The organism is Spirosoma soli, assembly GCF_042684525.1.
Classification (GTDB): Bacteria; Bacteroidota; Bacteroidia; order Cytophagales; family Spirosomataceae; genus Spirosoma; species Spirosoma soli.
The window spans coordinates 1-17,007 of record NZ_JBHULN010000026.1 but is presented as its reverse complement, the minus strand read 5'-3'; the positions used below and the strand labels follow the sequence as shown (position 1 = coordinate 17,007).

Below are 17,007 nucleotides of genomic sequence, written 5' to 3'. Positions count from 1 at the left end.
CTACAGCATCACTGGCTGGCCTGTTCGCACAGATTCATCGCAGGCGAAGGCCACCTCAAGACTGCTGACGGCGTCCTGCATATGGTCGGTGAGGTCCAGGTTTTCCCGAATGGCTTTCAGAAAATAGCGTTGTTCGCGGTTGCATAACTCCTGGTGATCTGGCTCATCCTGCATATCAATCCAGGTATCTTCTTTCGCAAACTCATCGCCATCTTTCAAATCGGCGTAGTGTACCCGTAACGATTCCGTCTTAGTGTGCGAATCAACGTTATCCGATTTACCGGCGGCACCCGCGTTTCGGGCTACGATCGACACACAGCCGTTGGGACCGATTACGTCTTTCACAAAGAATGCGGTTTCGCTCATCATGGGCCCCCAGCCGGCTTCGTACCAGCCCACCGAACCGTCCTCGAAGCGAATCTGTAACTGACCGTAATTATAGTTATCAGCCGGAATATCGTTCGTTAGCCGGGCACCGATTGCGTTGACCTGCACCGGTTTCGAGCGGGTCATCTGGCACATCACATCAATGTAGTGTACGCCACAATCGACAATCGGGCTTAGGCTCTTCATCAGGTTCCGGTGAACGGTCCACATATAGCCATGGCTTTGCTGATTGAGGTTCATCCGCATCACCAGCGGTTTTCCCATCTCCTGCGCGACCTCCACAAACTTTTCCCACGAGGGGTGATGACGCAGAATATAGCCAACCACCAACTTCTTTTCGGCTTTGTGCGCGGCTTCTACGACGCGTTTTGCGCCCTCGACCGTATCGGCCACTGGCTTTTCGATGAATACGTGACAGCCCTGTTCGAGCGCCATGATAGCGAACGCTTCGTGCGTATCAGGATAGGTGGAAATACAAACCGCGTTGGGTTGGGTTTCTTTCAACGCCGTTGCATAGTCGCTGAACAGAGCGTAGCCACCTCCCAGGCGCTCATTGAGAACTTCTTTACTTTTTCCGGTGGAGACAATACCGCAGATCTCGAACCCATCAATCGATTGATAAGCAATAGCATGCGAAGCGCCCATGTTGCCGCAGCCGACAACAAGGACCCTCAAATTAGTTTGACTTGACATGTAGCCTTGGTTTTAACTGGCAAATTGTAAAAAATAGCGCAACGCCGACGTAGCCCGGTCTATTTCTTATTGACAGCAGCGGTTGCTTTAGCGGCTGTGCCTTTATAAGCAATTCGGAAGAGCGTTCCGTTCAAATCGTCCGTTACGTACAACGCGCCGTCGGGTCCCTGAGCTAGACCGCAGGGACGATGTTGAACCGGCCCCGTTGGTTTGACCAGGTCAGTGCCCGCAAAGTTATCAGCAAAAATCTCCCATTTACCCGACGGCTTGCCACTTTTGAAGGGTACGAACGCAACCATGTATCCCTTGTGCAGCTCCGCCGACTGGCCGTGAAAGGCGATGAAGGCTCCATTCCGGTATTTCTCCGGGAACGCCGTTCCGGTGTAGAATAGCAGACCGTTTGGGCCAAGGTGTGCCGGGAAAGCAGCAATTGGATCAATGGTCTTTTCGCCACCCGTTTTTTTACCATCGCCCCCGTACTCCGGCGCTACGATTTTCTTCTTCTGGATGTGATCGTAGTAGACATAAGGCCAACCTGCATCATCGCCCTTATGAATCTCGTACATCGTTTCGGCGGGTAACTCAGCACTCTGCTTGGCCGTGTAATATTGTGGATAGAAGTCATGGAACTGCCCGCGACCATGTTGCAAAACAAACAGAGAGTTGGTTTTTGAATTCCAATCCAGGCCTACTACGTTCTTCAAGCCCGTGGCATACCGAACTCCATCCGCAAAGGATTGATTTGATACGTTGGTTTTGAACTGCCAAATGCCAGCGGCTGAGTCAAGCAGCGGGCAAGGCATCAGCCCCTTACCGGTACCGGCTTCCCGGCAAGCGTCATTATCCGAAGCGATGTTAACGTAGACGTTGTTTTGATTATCGACGGCAATCGATTTTGACTGATCTCTGGTTTTTAGCCGCAGACCGGACACGAGCAACTCCGGCTGGTCGGGGTTTATAACCTCTTCTTTTTCGTTGAGCTTGTACCGGTAGATGCTGGAATTCGACGAGGTATACAGATAGCCGTTCCGAATGTAGATACCGGTACCAGGGTAATCGCCAAAGCCCATTTGCTCGTCAATGACGCCATCTTTATTCGTATCCCGCAGACGGTAGATGCCTTTGCCGTCTCTCAACTTAGCCAGTTTTACGTAAATATCACCTGTCTTGCTGACGACGATGTGCCGGGCAGGTCCTAGCTCTTCGGCCACCACAGCCGCGGAGAAGCCTATCGGTACTTTCAACTCAGAAGCAGGAATTAATTTGTTGCCATTTGGCACAGGGTGCTTAGGCTTTTTATCAAAAGAACCAGCACTCATTGTGCAGATAGCGACTACACCAGCTAGTAGATAGCGGGTTATCAAAAAATATTTGTTCATAATTTGATTAAACCAGAATTCAATCTTGCCATACGCAGCAGATAACTGCTCTAGTAAGCGAATTGGTACCAGAAAATACTAGTCCGAACCATCCGTCTGATGATTAATAGGCAAGCGTAATAGCGCCCTGTTGCTGTTTTTGGCTAATCTGACCACGCTGGCGCAATTCGTAATTGATTCGCCAGGCATATACCCCATTCGGGCATAGCTCGTTCTGGTAACGCCCGTCCCACTGAAAAGGGGCATCGTCAGTTTGAAAAATTACTTCACCCCAGCGATTAAAAATGGCTAGTGACTTGATTGCAATGTCACCACAGGCAAACGGCACAAAGGCATCGTTCACACCGTCGGCATTGGGGGTGAAGCTGTTGGGTGCATAAATTACGCAGCCACAGGTACCGTAACCGACCTCTACCGAGTCGATCACTGTTGCGCAGTCATTACGAACGCTAGCCCGAAAAACACCCGAGCTTTTTACCACACGCTCAATGTCGCTGAATTCATCAAGCCATCGAAAAGTCCCTTCCGCAAACGTGGGGTTAATGGTATATACTTCGGCCCCGCAAAGCTCCTTACTGGGGCCCAGCTCTAGCTGAGGAGGCCGGATGTAACGAATCTGGATAGTGTCCCGCACAGTACAGTTACCCTGCGTTGCGCGGAGGCTGTATTGCCCTGATTGCTTAACCTGATAAACATTTTGCGAAGAACCATCCTGCCACTCATAGGCCGAGATGCTGGTTGGCGCTTTTAGCACAATCGTTTGTTCGTTGCAGAGCGTGGTATCGGGGCCTAAGTCAAAATCGAGAGTGTAATCGACGGTAATGGTATCGCTCAATATTTTACACGGCGTCGTTACGGTTACCCAATATTTGCCCGGCCTGGTTACTGGAAACGTAGACAATCGGCTCCCATCCTGCCACCGATACTCGATAGCTCCGGGTGTTTTGCCATTGAGCGTATAGGTGCTCTTCCGGCCACACAAGGTAGTATCTTTCCCAAGATCGAGCCGAATTGGCAGGAGTGATATATCATCCAGAAAGATGTAATAAAAACCCAACATTCGGGGGAGCTGTACAAAACTACCAATTGTCAGATAACGCTCATTACCAGTTGCTTTAAGATAACCCGCTATTTTTTCCCACTGAGAAGGGCTATTGATGGTTTTAGCCTGCGAGTCGAGAACCTGGGGGCTAACCCCTAGCAGTCCTTTGTCGGTTCTGGCAACGGGGTTATCAGAAAAATAAGCGCCAAGGGTTTGCGGAACGTATTGATTGGGCGTTTTTGTGCTTACATACATCTCAAAATAGTAGCACTCACCGGCTTCTAATGGCTTGACCAGCGGAGTAGCCAGATATTCGGCCCAGCCCTGATCCAGAAACAGTCGGGCTAACCCCTGACCCGTGCGGGGGGGTATTTCAATCTGGCTTGTCGGAAAGCACTGATTATAGAAATCCGGGGTTGCCTGGTTGGGGTTGTACCAGGGAGTTGCTTCACTCAGCAGATTATCCTGGCGTGGGCAATTAGCATACGTTTCAAAGCTTCCATTTGGAATCAGCTCCTGACCAATAGCTGTGCCCGGTAGGCACGCTAATAGCCAAAACGCAATATGAACTGTCTTTCCAAACATTCTACGCGGTTTGTAAGCTTCCACACAGACGTAACCTAACTCTGCTATACCTACGAGCCTCTAAAATAGATGATTATTAAGTAAAAATATAATTATTCTCTTTCGATAGGACTAGTGTCTGTGCTCAAACGTGCTTATGATCTTGTGATGCATTTGAGTTGGTTGAACAGCACGGTACAAGCATTGCTAACGGACAGCATCTATCAATGCTAATTTCATCAAAACAGTTGATACTGAATTATGTACGATTCGCCTACTGATTTCCCCGCTTCAGTTTATATTCTTTTTATGTGCCCCGGCGTTACTCCTACTTTTGTCCGCATCTGAACAGAGGATGTCCATTAACGTACAGAGGCAACTCTAGCCCGCGTTGATAACTATCTGATTATCAACGTAAATTGTTATTGACACAACCTTTGGCTTACAGGAAGCGAACAGTAAACAACTAGAACATTTTTAACCATTAAACAGTACACAGCCATGTTCCCATTAATGAGCACCTTAGTAACATCTTTTCTTTTGAGTGCCGCAACGCTCACCAATCCTACCACGCCTAAGGGTCTATCTTTCGACGCAAGTGCCTTTGTAACGGCCAGCAACAAAATCCGGTTAGCGGTTAGCAAAACGACTGATAAACCGGTTGTCGTTCTGCTACGTAATAAGCAGAACGAAGTGTTGTACCAGCACACACTCGGGAAGCAAGAAAGCGCTCACGCCTTTTTATTTTGCGTTAACGACCTTACCGATGGCCAATACGAATTGGAGATAAAATCCAGCGAGGGTAGCATTCGTAAACAAGTAACACTGTCATCACCTACTAAAGCACCAGTACGTATTATCGCCATGGAGTAAACAACAGAATCTTGGGTGCATTAACACCCTGATTAAGCAACGCCCGGAGAGATCTTCGGGCGTTTTACGTTACGAAGAGTTTCCTATACATCGTATTTGCTTTTTTAACCAGTGCGTAATGAGGCACATTGATTATTCTACTTAAGTAAAATACCCAATAATGTGGCAATCATTCCCCGTTATATCCATAGACTGCTGTTAATTAGGTCTATTCCCCTGTACTAAATAGCTCATAGTCAAGTATTAGCTCTTCTCGACATAGAATTGGCACGAAAATACCTAGTATGTGATTAGTAATATCTAATAAATGCAATAGCTATGAAAGGTTTTCTGACAGGGTTAGCAACAGGTTTAGCTGTTGGCTATCTAACAGCTCCACGATCGGGTAAAGAAACACGCGACCAATTGTCAAGTACGGTTGACAAACAAAGTAAAGGCCTTAAAGACCAGTGGAGTAAAGCAAGTGAGCAAGTTACAAACCTGGTCAACGATGTTAAATCACGAGTTAGCGTGTCTAAATCTGAATCTAACACCTCCAATACTCAGACAGAAGGTATCTCGAACCAATACCCAAGCCAAACAACCACCGACATTGATCCTGTCATCGGTCGTTACAACAACGAATTAGATTATTCAGCTGACTTCAGCCAATCGGACATTGACCGTACGGGCGAGACAATACGATTATAACTAGCCGCTTTTTCTGATTAACTCAACGCTAAAGATGCCCCTGACTTTGACTATGTCAGGGGGTTGTTTTCGTCATCGACTTAAGATATTTCCGTTTGCACTAATAAAACAAAGCTGAGAATTAAGTCCCTTGAATTGGTCAATTTTTAGATAAACAACGATTACTTATGGAACGAACAATGATTTACGAAGATCGTCCGAGCCGGATGGATTTCATTAAACGCATCTCCTGGAGCGCCGTTTTCGCTGGTGTATTAGTGGCCATTGTCACTCAAATGCTCCTCACACTTTTAGGGTTAGGTATCGGACTGGGCACCATTGATCCGGTTGAAGAAGCTAACCCAACAGCGGGTTTGGGCATCGGTAGTGCTATATGGTATGGCGTTAGCAGTTTGATTTCGTTGTTTTTAGGTGGTTGGGTGGCTGGTAGATTAGCGAGCGCCCCTCGGACATTCGACGGCGTTATTCATGGTGTATTGACTTGGTGTCTTGTCACTTTATTAACCATCTACTTTCTGACTACCACACTCGGCAGTATTATTGGTGGGGCAAGCCGCTTGGTTGGTGGCATAGTTCGCACGGCGGGCTCAGCAGCCGCATCCGCGGGACCAGGGTTAACCAATATGGTTCAGGATCAGTTGAAGGCTAACGGTATCAATACCAATGACCTTGACCTAGGCGACCTGAAAAACGAAGTCAACACCGTATTACGCCAAACCGGCGATCCAAGTTTGAACCCTAATGCGCTGGAACGTAAAGCTGATCGGGCCACCGAGCAGGCAAGTAATACAGCAGAACAGGCCGCATCGAATCCGCAAGGGGCTGATGATGCAGCTAGCGGACTGTTCAACCGACTCTTCAAGCAGGGTCAAAGTACAATTAACCAGGTTGACCGCGAAGACGCAGTGAACGTGGTGATGAAGCGGACAGGCAAAAGCCGAGCAGAAGCAGAACGTACCGTCGATAACTGGATCAATACGTACAAACAAGCGTCTGTAAAATTTGAACAAACTAAAAAAGAAGCTGAAGTTCAGGCTCGCCATGCGGCCGACGACGCAGCATCTGGCGCGTCGAAAGCCGCTATCTTTGGCTTTATTGGCCTGATGATCGGTGTGGTTGCATCGGGCTACGGAGCAAAGCTAGGTACTGACTCGAAAGACGATTATAACAAATATGATCGCCCGGTTCGGGAGGTAAGGTAATACGCTCCCCTCTTAATCTAATCCCGTTAAATGTAGTTCTGGACTACATTTAACGGGATTATTTGTTGTTAATCGGCGAGTGCACCACTTACACTAAACGTAGCGCTGGTACAAAAAGAACGCTACTTACTCTTCTTTATACTACCCTGCCCCAACACTGATGCCGCTCATCCTCACCCTTGTCCGACATCAGTAAGAACGCTTTATCAAATGGCCGTTTTCTCATTCACCCTGCTATAAGAAAAGATAAATAAAAGCTAGAGATGTTGACAAACGTAAAGCTGACTTTAACGAAGGTCGTGTTCTGAATAGGCCACTTACACCGTTTTATTTTAAGTTTTAAGCGTTATGAAGCCTTTACCGAAGTCAACAGACAGCCCCCCATCACTTCAACCTGTTAGTGCATTAGTGGTGGAGGACAACACAGATCAATGGCAGTTTATCGAATTCGCTTTTAAGCATAATTCGATACCGATCACGCCCATCCTGGCAACCAATGCAAAGCAAGCGCTACGTTTTCTGGAACGTTGCGCCCTGACGGGTACTAATTTCCCTCGCTTTATTCTGTTAGACCTCTACCTACCTAAGCGCGAACATGGGTTAGCTTTTTTAACTGAATTACGAAACAAGCCCGAACCGTTGGGCTTACTGCCGGTTGTTATGCTAACCGCTTCTGATCAATACGAAGACATGGCCGCTTCGTTCGAAGGCGGTATAAACGGGTATATCATTAAACCCCTAAACCCCTCAGACTGGCTTGACTGTATGGTAGATTTGAAACAGTACTGGTCACCAACGTAATGGCCTTTTTGTCAAACTGAAACTTTATATTGCATTGGCAGTGCATCTTAGCTGCTACCATACGCTAAACAACTAGTAAACGCGAGTCCCTGCCGTCACTAATTGTGCTAATTCAACCAGACAACCATGCCTGAAGTAAAGAAAGAAGTTCGTACGTACAAGGTTCGTTATGTATGTGATCGTTGCGGCATAGGCGATATGGAAGCAACGGGCGTAGTGCCCAAAGGCTACCCTGGCACCTATCCTCACTCGTGTAATCATTGCGGAGCATTTCAGACGTTTGACCGCCAGTATCCCGAAATACGGCTTGAATAATAAATTCTGGCTGAATAGATTTTGTATCCTTAGCCAGCCAGAATCCACTTGTCAGCGTACCGCTGTTTGTGCGTTCAGCAAGTATTTATCCAGAAACTCCTTCACTGCTTTATAAGCCGTAATTTTATTCTCTTTCCTGACGAAGCCATGTTCCTCATCAAGGAAGGTTACATATTCGACTGGTACTCCGTTTTTCTTCACATTGGCCACGATTTCGTCAGACTCGATTTTCAGCACACGAGGGTCGTTAGCTCTCTGGATCGCCAGCAACGGCTTACGTATACGCTCGGTATGAAACAACGGAGACTTCTTATACAACGCAACAGAATCCGCCTTAGGATGGCCAATCTCCTCGAACATAGCCTCGCGCTGTGGCCCCCACTATTCGGGCATACTGTTCAACGTACGAAGCCAGTTGGCAACACCGAAAATGTCGACCCCAACGGCAAACTCATCGGGTGTGAAAGTTAGGCCAGCTAATGTCATATAGCCACCATAGGAGCCACCCATAATGCCAATCTTAGCCGGATCGACGTAACCCGTTGCGACAAGAAATTTCTTAGATTCGATACAGTCTCGCAGGTCCGCGTCACCATGTTTACGATCATCGGCCGCGTAGAATTCTTTACGCGGTTGAGAGATTAGTACGCAATATACATCCGGAATGGTTTCCGCTTTTGTGTGCCTTGTGAGCTGTGCAAGTATTCCTTCTCGTTATCCCTCATCACGATTTGTGATACGGCCTTTTTAGCGCCAAAATCCACGCTACAGCTACCTTTATGCCGAATTATTCGCCTTTACAGCTCGTTCTATTTATAGAGCACCACCAAAATACTTGGTTTGCGTTATCGGCTGATGCTCTTGATTGAACTACGTACAAAAGATGATTACCACAGATATATGCATTATTGGCGCGGGTCCCGTGGGGCTGTTCGCCGTTTTTGAAGCCGGTTTACTGAAGATGCGTTGCCACCTGATTGATGCCTTACCCCAGGTTGGTGGACAATTGTCAGAGATTTATCCGCAGAAGCCGATTTACGATATACCAGGTTATCCGTCTATCAACGCACAGGACTTGGTCGATAACCTGATGGAGCAGATCGAGCCGTTTCACCCAACATTTACGCTGGGTGAGCGGGTTGAGTCGCTGGAGAAGCAGGATGACGGTTCATACATCATCACGACCAACGACGGAACAGCCGTTCATTGCCAGGTCGTTGTGATTGCTGGTGGCCTGGGTTGTTTCGAGCCACGCAAGCCAGAAATCGAGAATCTGGAGCACTTTGAAGGCAAAGGCGTTGCCTACATGGTGAAGAATCCTGAGCAACTGCGCGACCGGCGGGTGGTGCTGGCTGGCGGGGGAGACTCCGCCCTCGACTGGACCATCTTCCTGGCCAACGTCGCCAAAGAGGTAACCCTGGTTCACCGAAGTGATACGTTCCGCGGTGCGCCAGATTCGGCCGAGAAGGTGTTTGAACTGGCGAAAGAAGGTAAGATTAACCTGGTGCTGCAGTCGAATATTACCAGCATCAATGGGAATGGTCACTTGCAGGAAATAAACATCACGGCCAAAGACAAGTCTGTAACAACCTTGGAGGCTGATAACCTGATTCCGCTGTTCGGCTTGACGCCCAAGCTCGGCCCAATTGCCGACTGGGGCTTAAACATCGACAAGTCAGCTATCGTTGTTGATACGACTGACTACTCAACCAACGTCGAGCGGATCTACGCGATTGGCGACATCAACACGTACCCGGGCAAGCTAAAGCTCATTCTATGTGGCTTCCATGAGGCTGCATTGATGTGCCAGAGCGCCTTCAAGTATGTGTACCCGAGCCAAAAGCTAAGTTTCAAGTACACGACCGTTAATGGTATCCCAACATTTTAGTTTTTAATCTAACACAGAGGCAACAGAGATTAGCACAAAGTACACAGAGGTTTTTTATGTTCTTTGTGTACTCTGCGCTAATCTCTGTTGCCTCTGGTGTTTAAAATCAATAATTGACATGATCAACTTTACAATAGAAGACCGCGACGGCACGCGGCAGACGATGGAGATACCCGAGGGCATTAGCCTGAGCCTCATGGAGGTTTTGAAAGGATCGGACTACAACATCCTGGCGACCTGCGGGGGCATGGCTCTCTGCGCAACCTGCCATGTACAGGTACTGCAAGGACTCGATGCGTTACCACCGGCACAAGACGCCGAGTTAGATATGCTCGACACTCTCCCCGATGCGGAGGAAGACAGCCGGCTGTCTTGCCAGATCCGGGTCGATGAATCGCTGGAGGGGGGGGTGTTCCGGATCAAGGGAGCCGAGCAGTAATACTGACTACTGATTCTTAGCGGTCATAATCTTCTGTAACAAGTTGAGTACCTTTTGCCCGTCAATCGTGCGTTTGTAGGCCCGGTGGATGATGACCAATCGTTTTCCCGGGTCAGTTAGAATCAGCTGCGACCAGTTACCCTGGGCCGAGAACGCTTTTTTGGATAAGCCCAGGCTAGTAAAGTTACCGCCGTCGTGTACCCACCAAATATAGCCATAGCACCCATCGAATCACCCGCCAAATACCAAAACTCTGCCCTGGATACTCCAGCCGCATCAGTACTTTTCGAAAAGCCTGAAGCATACATAACTACATCTCGCGCCTACGAAGACCCTGAGTTAACTCTTTCGCAATTCGCTCAGGCACTGGACGTGTCGACTAATCAGCTTTCGCAGGCGATCAACCAGGTGGGTGAGCAAACCTTCTACGGGTTGGTTAATCGCCACCGAGTCATGGCTGCATGTAGCCTGCTCACTGATCCCAAGCATCAGCACCTGAGCGTATCGGGTATTGGTTATGAAGTTGGTTTTCGCTCGAAGAGTACGTACTACGCGGCTTTTCGACGGGAGTGCGGCATAACGCCCTCCGTCTACCGTAAGCAGGCGAAGGGCGCTCAGTCATAAAACCGCAGTATGGTCACTTCTTAACCAGCACCGGTGGATTATCCGCACCGTCCCGCTGTGCTCGTTTGATCACTTCTTTGCCTACTTTACCTCCCATATCCAAGCCCACTTCATTGTCTTTTCGGAAATGAATTCCGCCTTCAAATCGGGATTCGGCGGCTTCTCTGGCTTTACTTAAAAATAATTGAGAATCTTCGGGAAAGAGATAGCTTAAAACGGTGGCCTGCGCGCAGGAAAGTGTAGCGTGACCAGATGGATAGCTCGGATGGGCAGGCGTAACGGGTAAAAAAGGTGTATAAGTGCTATCGTACTGATTAGGTCGAATCGCCCAGTAGGTATACTTCGTATCAAAGCAGGCAATGGCTGCGTCCTGAGCCGCAATGCTTACCAAGGCGTATACCCTGGCCGCGCGGGGAGCATTCAAACTCAACCCGTTTTCAAACAGTTTTTGGTTTGTTATTTCGCTCCAATAATTACCACTGGCCCAATAAAGAGCCCGGTACATAGCGCGCGGATTCTTTTTGAACTTCTTCAACTCTTCCATTCCTTCTGCCGGATCGGATGGAGGCCCAGGCCGAAACTGATTACTGGCAGTAAGTACCCACGGTTTGCAATGCCCTAACATAGGAGTAAACGGTGGGCGCTTGTCGTTCCACACGTTTGCCCCCGTCGGACGTTTGCCATCCCAGACAGCATCCGCGCCATCTGTCTTAGCTAGTTCTATCACGGCCTGGGCTACTCGTTGACCGAGGCTAAAGCCCGCTTTTACATCGCTGGGATACGCCACGCCAGCCAGCACCCGCGATTGAGCAGCTTTTTCGGCTACGCCCCGAATCGAGTCCGCTTTAGCTGGGAACAGGTAAGCCAGTATTCCAGCCGCGGCTCCGTCGGCCACCGAATGTTCGCATGGATACGATGGACTATCCGGGTTGGGCAGGTAGGACGTCAGACCCGTAAACGATGGACGAGGACGGCGGTACATGTATTTAGAATGCCAGGCCGCAATAGTGGCATCGTAGATCGCTACGTTCATCAAGGCTTTAGCCCTCCCCCAGCCCGGTGGAAAGTATTCGTACAGTTGTTCTATAATGGCCTGCCAACGGTACCCCGGTGCACCTGCGTTCCAGAACTTAATTTGGTTAATAGCCGCTGAATCGCGTTTGCTTTGTAGACTCAGCAGTATTTTTTGTTCGGCTTGTGTCGCCTTAGCGTCAGGTGGCGGAGGTAAGCGATAGGCTTCACCTGATGGAATTACCCAGGTTTTCCAGACACCCGCCCTAGGTTCAATTTGCGCATGAAGTTGAAAGCAAGTTATTAAACAAATTAAGATAGTTACTGGAATAGCTTTCATGTGGGGTAGAGGTTTGACCTTACCCCAAAGTTAGACCCGCCGTCGCTTTATGGATAGCGCACATTTCCCCTTACTGTCAGGTATTTATACGTATTTTCTCTTAATCTACCTCGACTACCAGTTCAATTTCCACGGCATAATTGGATGGTAGTGCACCCATCCCAACTGCTGAGCGGGCGTGTTTTCCTTTCTCGCCAAATACAGCAACCAACAGATCTGAGCAGCCGTTAATTACCTTTGGCTGGTCACCAAAATCAGGCGTAGAGTTAACGAAGCCGGTGACTTTAACGACACGTTTAACTCTGTCGAGATTGCCTAACTCGGCTTTTAAAGTAGATAGCAGCGAAATGGTCGCCACTTTAGCAGCTTCGTAACCTTGCTCTACTGTCAGATCTTTGCCGAGTTTACCCGTAATGCCTGATCCATCAGCTCGCGTTGATACGTGTCCAGCCAGAAATAACAGGTTCCCCGTCCGAACGGCTTTAACGTAATTCGCCATTGGTTTACCGGGTGTAAACAATGTAATACCCTGATCTTTTATCTTTTGGTCGATGGATTGACTACAAGACGGCCTACTGAAAGCAAGCAAGGCGAGAGCAACAAAGAAGAGCTTCATGCGATGGCCAGGGGTTTCTTCATGACAATAAAAGACAAAGGTATCTTTGGTAATCCAAACCGCGGGTCATCCATTGGAAAGGGTTCAGTTTCACCAGTGGCCACAAATCCCCGCCGTTCGTAAAATGCAATCAACTCGTGTCGCTGCGAAATTACGGTCATTTTCATGGCTCGACATTGCCAATCATGGGCCAGTTTTTCGGCAGCTATCATAAGTTGCTTCCCAATGCCCTTAGCTTGCACATTGGGCGAGACGGTTAGCATACCTAAATACAATTCGTCACCCTTCTTTTGGAGATAAACACATCCTAACAACTGGTCATCTTCTTCATACTTTAAGATGGTAGCCGTCGGATTTTGCAACATGGTACGTAGACTCTCTTCATCCGTCCTTATACCACCTAGCAAGTCCGCTTCAGTTGTCCAGCCTTTGCGAGAGCTATCGCCCCGATAAGCGCTATTAACCAGTTCAGCAAGTGTTGGAATGTCCTGTTCTGTTGCTGGTAATATGTTCGGTTCATTCATAGGCTACAAAGATATAAGGGTTGCAGAATCCAGCTAAGTGAGCCCCCGAAATAACAAAGCCCTCCGACCTCAGCATTTGTCCGCTAGTGAACGAAAGTTGTCCGCTACCGTACATTCTTACGCTATGCCAGACAGATAAACTCTTGATAATCAATGGATATGGTTTCCTGGCACAACCTTTGGCTTAGTACTAGCAACTCGAACAACTTCGACTCACACAACAAATACAAACCAACACTAAACAAACACGACCATGTTACCAATCATAACCAATCTGGTAAGCGCCCTGTTATTGAGTGCCGCCACACTAACCAATCCTACTACGCCTAAAGCGCTTTCCTTTGATGCTAGCGCCTTTGTTACTGTAAATAATCAGATACGTTTATCAGTAGTCAAGAACTCCACCGTTCCGGTAGTAGTGTTATTACGTGACCGCTATAAGGAAGTGATTTACCGCCAAACGCTAAGCACAAAAGAAGATAAACAAGCTATCCTATTCAAGCTCGACGACTTAAGCGATGGTCAATATGAGTTGGAAATCAAATCGTGCGAAGGCAGTATCCGAAAACAGCTAAAACTCAGCTCAGCTCCTGCTCAACAACAAACCCGTGTGATTGCCTTGGCTCAATAACCTATCTAGCTATTCACTTTACCACTACAAATAAAACAAACGCCCGTAGGATCATCCTACGGGCGTTTGTTTTATAGTGTGCCTGCTTGTAGAAGTTAGATGCTATCAATAAAGTACCTTCTTCTGATATGTCTACGAACGGATCAGGATACACCTTTGAAAACTTCTTCCTGTACAAATGGCTGGCTCCGTAATCGTTTACCCGTTGCTTTGAAGATAGCGTTAGCAACCGCTCCTCCAGCCGGTGGAAGAGAAGGTTCGCCGAGGCCGGTTGGATCTATGCCGTTCTCTACAAAGTGAACTTCTACCTCCGGAATTTCATTGAGCCGGATGAGCCGGTACTCGTTAAAATTCTTTTGCTCGGGTACGCCTTCTTTAAACGTGATGTTACCATACATAGCGTGGCCGATACCATCAACCACACAACCTCTTACTTGCTGTTGCGCACCACTTTGATTGACAACCACTCCACAGTCAGCGGCTGAGTACACTTTTTGCAAAACAGGTTTTCCTTTTTGCATAACAACTTCACCAACCTGAGCTACGTAAGAGCGATGAGAGAAGTAAACGCTAAACCCTTGGGCAACGTTTTTCTTTTTGCCCCAACCTGATTTTTCAACCGCTAGTTGTATAACGCTCTTCATCCGATCGATATCGTATTTAATAGCGCCAACGGGTTTCTGTTTGGCCTTGTCTAGCAGCTCTAGGCGGAACTGTACAGGGTCTTTACCAGCCGCCTGCGCCACTTCGTCAAAAAATGATTGCTCAGCAAAGGCCAGAAAATTAGTAATAGGGGCCCGCCAAGGTCCTGTGGTGATCGGTGATTTATGATCTACGCTATCGATGAGCAGATTATCAACGGCTCCTGACGGGAAGTTGTCTTCCCGTGTTGAGTTACCAGCGTTGATACTAGCTCCCCGCAGTTTGTAGCCAATCATATTACCCTGGGCATCCAGTGCCGCTTCAAACCGATAACGAACCGCTGGTCGGTAACTACCACCAGTCATGTCATCTTCACGCGTCCAAATTACTTTTACAGGCGCATTTACCAACTTCGATACTTGCACAGCCTCGACCACGTAATCGGCCTTAAGCCGTCGGCCGAAGCCACCACCCATGCGCGTTAACTCAACGGTGACTTTATCGGGCGAAATATTTAATAGCTTAGCGGTTTCATTTCGAGCTAGCTCTGGTGTCTGCGTTGGCCCAACTAATTCGACTCCATCAGGACGAACATGAGCGAAGAAGTTCATTGGTTCCAATGGGCTATGAGGTAAAAACGGACATTGGTATTCCGCTGTAACTACTTTAGTCGCACTTTTAAATGCAGAATCAACATCGCCATCTTTCCGCCGGACAGTAGCTTCTTTACTATCGAGAAGCTCTTTAAAAAGCCGATTATGATCAGCTGTACTTTCTAGATCACCAGCCTTTTCCCATTCGATTTTTAACGCATCTTTCGCTTTCCTCACTTGCCAAGTCGACTTACCGACAATGGCTATATTATTATCGAAGGTTACCACATCAACAATACCGGGCATAGCTTTGACAGCCGCGGTATTGAAGGACTTGAGTTTATAGCCAAATGCTGGCCGTTGCAGCATCGCAAACAACATGCCTTCCCGGTAGAAGTCTAATCCAAAAAGAGGCTTACCGGTAATAATCTTCGGATTATCGACATTCTTAACCGTGCTACCTATCTGTTTAAAATCTTTCTGATCTTTCAACTTTACTTCGGTAGGTACAGGTAGTTTAGCTGCTTCGGTAGCTAACTCGCCATAGCTAAGCTTGCGATTAGTAGCAGTATGCAGAACAAATCCTTTATCCGTTGTACACTCCGCCAGGGGCACATTCCAGCGCTTTGAAGCTGCTTCGAGCAACATTTGCCGGGCTGTGGCGCCTGCTTTGCGTAACCGCTGCCAAGAGTGCGGAATCGATCCGCTTCCTCCGGCCACCTGCCGCTCAAACTTCTTTGTATCTAGCGGAGCTTGCTCAACGACAACCTTTGTCCAATCAGCGTCCAGCTCTTCGGCTACAATAATTGGAAATGCCGTTTTAATACCTTGTCCTACTTCCGGATTTGGTGATAGAATCGTAATAATCCCCTGAGGATTAATCGACAAGTAACTATTAAAATCTACACTTGGCGCAGCTGTCCCAACTACATCCAGCAAAGCCGATGAAGATGCATCAGCATCCGACCAGTTAAAACCGAGCAGCAAACCGCCCCCGGTTATTGCCGCAATCCTCAGAAAGTTTCTCCGGCCTGGGTTTGATGATGTTTGCATACTTATTTCGTTTTAGCAGGTTTTGGATTAGCGGTCGACTCCGCAGCAACTTTTACAGCTTCTCGTATACGGTGATACGTACCACACCGACAAATGTTACCCGCCATCGTAGCATCGATCTGCTCAGTAGTTGGCTTAGGCGTATGTTTAAGTAAGGCAGCAGCTGCCATGATTTGACCTGCCTGACAGTAACCACATTGCGGAACATCTATGTCATTCCAAGCTCGTTGCACAGGATGGTCCCCATTTTTAGATAAGCCCTCGATTGTTGTGACTTTCCCTGTACCTATCGCAGAAACAGGTAAAACGCAAGAACGAGCCGCTTCTCCATTCAAATGAACAGTACAAGCACCACATTGAGCAATGCCACAACCGTATTTAGTACCAACCAGCCCAAAGTTGTCACGCAACACCCACAACAAAGGTGTATCAGGATCAACATCGGCTTGATAGCTTTTGCCGTTTACTTGCAGTTTAAAAATAGCCATTAGTCTGACAAGGGTTGGGTGAAGAAGCAAGTTACAAAAAACAGAAAACAGATATTCTCTTCCCTGCAAATTTACTCAAAGCCCGAAACGCAAAGAGCCCGTCCCTTATGAGGACGAGCTCTGGCTTGCAATACATCAGGTGGCACCTTCCTACTCTCCCACTTGTGACAGCAGTACCATCGGCAGTACGGGGCTTAACGGCTCTGTTCGGA

Annotated in this window: 17 protein-coding genes and 1 pseudogene; 9 read left to right on the top strand and 9 right to left on the bottom strand. The window is 48.0% G+C overall.

What is annotated here, in order from left to right:
- The 3 genes from ACFSUS_RS26905 to ACFSUS_RS26895 all read right to left on the bottom strand — a co-directional run bounded on the left by ACFSUS_RS26905 (position 1) and on the right by ACFSUS_RS26895 (position 4,086).
- On the bottom strand, positions 1 to 1,080 hold the full coding sequence (locus tag ACFSUS_RS26905; RefSeq protein ID WP_381527800.1) for a Gfo/Idh/MocA family protein: 1,080 nt from the start codon (positions 1,078 to 1,080) through the stop codon (positions 1 to 3).
- 59 nt (positions 1,081 to 1,139) lie between these two features.
- The gene (locus ACFSUS_RS26900; protein WP_381527797.1) at positions 1,140 to 2,459 is read right to left on the bottom strand and encodes a PQQ-dependent sugar dehydrogenase; all 1,320 of its coding nucleotides are present in this window, start codon (positions 2,457 to 2,459) and stop codon (positions 1,140 to 1,142) included.
- Between the two features lie 103 nt (positions 2,460 to 2,562).
- A complete protein-coding gene (locus ACFSUS_RS26895) occupies positions 2,563 to 4,086 on the bottom strand; it encodes a T9SS type B sorting domain-containing protein (protein WP_381527795.1) in 1,524 nt (507 codons plus the stop codon).
- Positions 4,087 to 4,566: 480 nt separating this feature from the next.
- Between ACFSUS_RS26895 and ACFSUS_RS26890 the strand changes: the two genes are divergently transcribed.
- The 5 genes from ACFSUS_RS26890 to ACFSUS_RS26870 all read left to right on the top strand — a co-directional run bounded on the left by ACFSUS_RS26890 (position 4,567) and on the right by ACFSUS_RS26870 (position 7,946).
- Positions 4,567 to 4,938 carry a hypothetical protein gene (locus tag ACFSUS_RS26890; RefSeq protein ID WP_381527792.1) on the top strand — a complete coding sequence of 124 codons (372 nt, stop codon included), beginning with the start codon at positions 4,567 to 4,569 and terminating at the stop codon, positions 4,936 to 4,938.
- A gap of 318 nt (positions 4,939 to 5,256) precedes the next feature.
- Positions 5,257 to 5,628 carry a YtxH domain-containing protein gene (locus tag ACFSUS_RS26885; protein WP_381527790.1) on the top strand — a complete coding sequence of 124 codons (372 nt, stop codon included), beginning with the start codon at positions 5,257 to 5,259 and terminating at the stop codon, positions 5,626 to 5,628.
- 167 nt (positions 5,629 to 5,795) lie between these two features.
- Positions 5,796 to 6,830: a hypothetical protein gene (locus tag ACFSUS_RS26880; protein WP_381527788.1), complete on the top strand. Its 1,035-nt coding sequence runs from the start codon at positions 5,796 to 5,798 to the stop codon at positions 6,828 to 6,830.
- 348 nt (positions 6,831 to 7,178) lie between these two features.
- The gene (locus ACFSUS_RS26875) at positions 7,179 to 7,631 is read left to right on the top strand and encodes a response regulator (RefSeq protein ID WP_381527786.1); all 453 of its coding nucleotides are present in this window, start codon (positions 7,179 to 7,181) and stop codon (positions 7,629 to 7,631) included.
- Positions 7,632 to 7,757: 126 nt separating this feature from the next.
- On the top strand, positions 7,758 to 7,946 hold the full coding sequence (locus ACFSUS_RS26870; RefSeq protein ID WP_381527784.1) for a hypothetical protein: 189 nt from the start codon (positions 7,758 to 7,760) through the stop codon (positions 7,944 to 7,946).
- Positions 7,947 to 7,997: 51 nt separating this feature from the next.
- On the opposite strand, the pseudogene ACFSUS_RS26865 reads toward ACFSUS_RS26870, so the two are convergent.
- Positions 7,998 to 8,588 (bottom strand): annotated as a pseudogene (locus ACFSUS_RS26865) (alpha/beta hydrolase family protein).
- A 241-nt stretch (positions 8,589 to 8,829) separates the two neighbouring features.
- Here ACFSUS_RS26865 and ACFSUS_RS26860 point away from each other — a divergent pair.
- The 3 genes from ACFSUS_RS26860 to ACFSUS_RS26850 all read left to right on the top strand — a co-directional run bounded on the left by ACFSUS_RS26860 (position 8,830) and on the right by ACFSUS_RS26850 (position 10,897).
- Positions 8,830 to 9,834, top strand: coding sequence for an NAD(P)/FAD-dependent oxidoreductase (locus ACFSUS_RS26860; RefSeq protein ID WP_381527782.1), 1,005 nt, complete (start codon positions 8,830 to 8,832; stop codon positions 9,832 to 9,834).
- Positions 9,835 to 9,952: 118 nt separating this feature from the next.
- Positions 9,953 to 10,273 (top strand): 2Fe-2S iron-sulfur cluster-binding protein, encoded by a 321-nt coding sequence (locus ACFSUS_RS26855; protein ID WP_381527781.1) that lies wholly within the window; start codon positions 9,953 to 9,955, stop codon positions 10,271 to 10,273.
- A 195-nt stretch (positions 10,274 to 10,468) separates the two neighbouring features.
- Complete coding sequence (locus ACFSUS_RS26850) at positions 10,469 to 10,897, top strand: helix-turn-helix domain-containing protein (protein WP_381527779.1); 429 nt, start codon at positions 10,469 to 10,471, stop codon at positions 10,895 to 10,897.
- Positions 10,898 to 10,910: 13 nt separating this feature from the next.
- On the opposite strand, the gene ACFSUS_RS26845 is transcribed toward ACFSUS_RS26850, so the two are convergent.
- From ACFSUS_RS26845 to ACFSUS_RS26835, 3 genes are all read right to left on the bottom strand, one after another.
- A complete protein-coding gene (locus ACFSUS_RS26845) occupies positions 10,911 to 12,248 on the bottom strand; it encodes a phosphatase PAP2 family protein (protein ID WP_381527776.1) in 1,338 nt (445 codons plus the stop codon).
- A 100-nt stretch (positions 12,249 to 12,348) separates the two neighbouring features.
- Complete coding sequence (locus tag ACFSUS_RS26840) at positions 12,349 to 12,864, bottom strand: RidA family protein (protein ID WP_381527774.1); 516 nt, start codon at positions 12,862 to 12,864, stop codon at positions 12,349 to 12,351.
- On the bottom strand, positions 12,861 to 13,388 hold the full coding sequence (locus ACFSUS_RS26835) for a GNAT family N-acetyltransferase (protein ID WP_381527772.1): 528 nt from the start codon (positions 13,386 to 13,388) through the stop codon (positions 12,861 to 12,863). The genes ACFSUS_RS26840 and ACFSUS_RS26835 overlap by 4 nt, the downstream gene beginning before the upstream one ends.
- A 253-nt stretch (positions 13,389 to 13,641) precedes the next feature.
- On the opposite strand from ACFSUS_RS26835, the gene ACFSUS_RS26830 reads away from it, so the two are divergent.
- The gene (locus ACFSUS_RS26830) at positions 13,642 to 14,019 is read left to right on the top strand and encodes a hypothetical protein (RefSeq protein ID WP_381527770.1); all 378 of its coding nucleotides are present in this window, start codon (positions 13,642 to 13,644) and stop codon (positions 14,017 to 14,019) included.
- Positions 14,020 to 14,162: 143 nt separating this feature from the next.
- Here the strand turns inward: ACFSUS_RS26830 and ACFSUS_RS26825 are convergent, their stop codons facing one another.
- Entirely contained in the window at positions 14,163 to 16,307 is a 2,145-nt protein-coding gene (locus ACFSUS_RS26825; protein WP_381527768.1) for a xanthine dehydrogenase family protein molybdopterin-binding subunit, read from the bottom strand.
- Positions 16,308 to 16,309: 2 nt separating this feature from the next.
- Complete coding sequence (locus ACFSUS_RS26820) at positions 16,310 to 16,795, bottom strand: (2Fe-2S)-binding protein (RefSeq protein ID WP_381527766.1); 486 nt, start codon at positions 16,793 to 16,795, stop codon at positions 16,310 to 16,312.
- Positions 16,796 to 17,007: the final 212 nt, after the last annotated feature.

Bases quoted from the DNA above. Each gene is read 5' to 3' on its own strand.
- ACFSUS_RS26870 (WP_381527784.1), top strand. From the start codon at position 7,758: ATGCCTGAAGTAAAGAAAGAAGTTCGTACGTACAAGGTTCGTTATGTA.
- ACFSUS_RS26895 (WP_381527795.1), bottom strand. From the start codon at position 4,086: ATGTTTGGAAAGACAGTTCATATTGCGTTTTGGCTATTAGCGTGCCTA.
- ACFSUS_RS26855 (WP_381527781.1), top strand. From the start codon at position 9,953: ATGATCAACTTTACAATAGAAGACCGCGACGGCACGCGGCAGACGATG.
- ACFSUS_RS26860 (WP_381527782.1), top strand. From the start codon at position 8,830: ATGATTACCACAGATATATGCATTATTGGCGCGGGTCCCGTGGGGCTG.
- ACFSUS_RS26875 (WP_381527786.1), top strand. From the start codon at position 7,179: ATGAAGCCTTTACCGAAGTCAACAGACAGCCCCCCATCACTTCAACCT.
- ACFSUS_RS26900 (WP_381527797.1), bottom strand. From the start codon at position 2,459: ATGAACAAATATTTTTTGATAACCCGCTATCTACTAGCTGGTGTAGTC.
- ACFSUS_RS26825 (WP_381527768.1), bottom strand. From the start codon at position 16,307: ATGCAAACATCATCAAACCCAGGCCGGAGAAACTTTCTGAGGATTGCG.
- ACFSUS_RS26835 (WP_381527772.1), bottom strand. From the start codon at position 13,388: ATGAATGAACCGAACATATTACCAGCAACAGAACAGGACATTCCAACA.
- ACFSUS_RS26890 (WP_381527792.1), top strand. From the start codon at position 4,567: ATGTTCCCATTAATGAGCACCTTAGTAACATCTTTTCTTTTGAGTGCC.
- ACFSUS_RS26845 (WP_381527776.1), bottom strand. From the start codon at position 12,248: ATGAAAGCTATTCCAGTAACTATCTTAATTTGTTTAATAACTTGCTTT.
- ACFSUS_RS26905 (WP_381527800.1), bottom strand. From the start codon at position 1,080: ATGTCAAGTCAAACTAATTTGAGGGTCCTTGTTGTCGGCTGCGGCAAC.
- ACFSUS_RS26840 (WP_381527774.1), bottom strand. From the start codon at position 12,864: ATGAAGCTCTTCTTTGTTGCTCTCGCCTTGCTTGCTTTCAGTAGGCCG.
- ACFSUS_RS26885 (WP_381527790.1), top strand. From the start codon at position 5,257: ATGAAAGGTTTTCTGACAGGGTTAGCAACAGGTTTAGCTGTTGGCTAT.
- ACFSUS_RS26830 (WP_381527770.1), top strand. From the start codon at position 13,642: ATGTTACCAATCATAACCAATCTGGTAAGCGCCCTGTTATTGAGTGCC.
- ACFSUS_RS26820 (WP_381527766.1), bottom strand. From the start codon at position 16,795: ATGGCTATTTTTAAACTGCAAGTAAACGGCAAAAGCTATCAAGCCGAT.
- ACFSUS_RS26880 (WP_381527788.1), top strand. From the start codon at position 5,796: ATGGAACGAACAATGATTTACGAAGATCGTCCGAGCCGGATGGATTTC.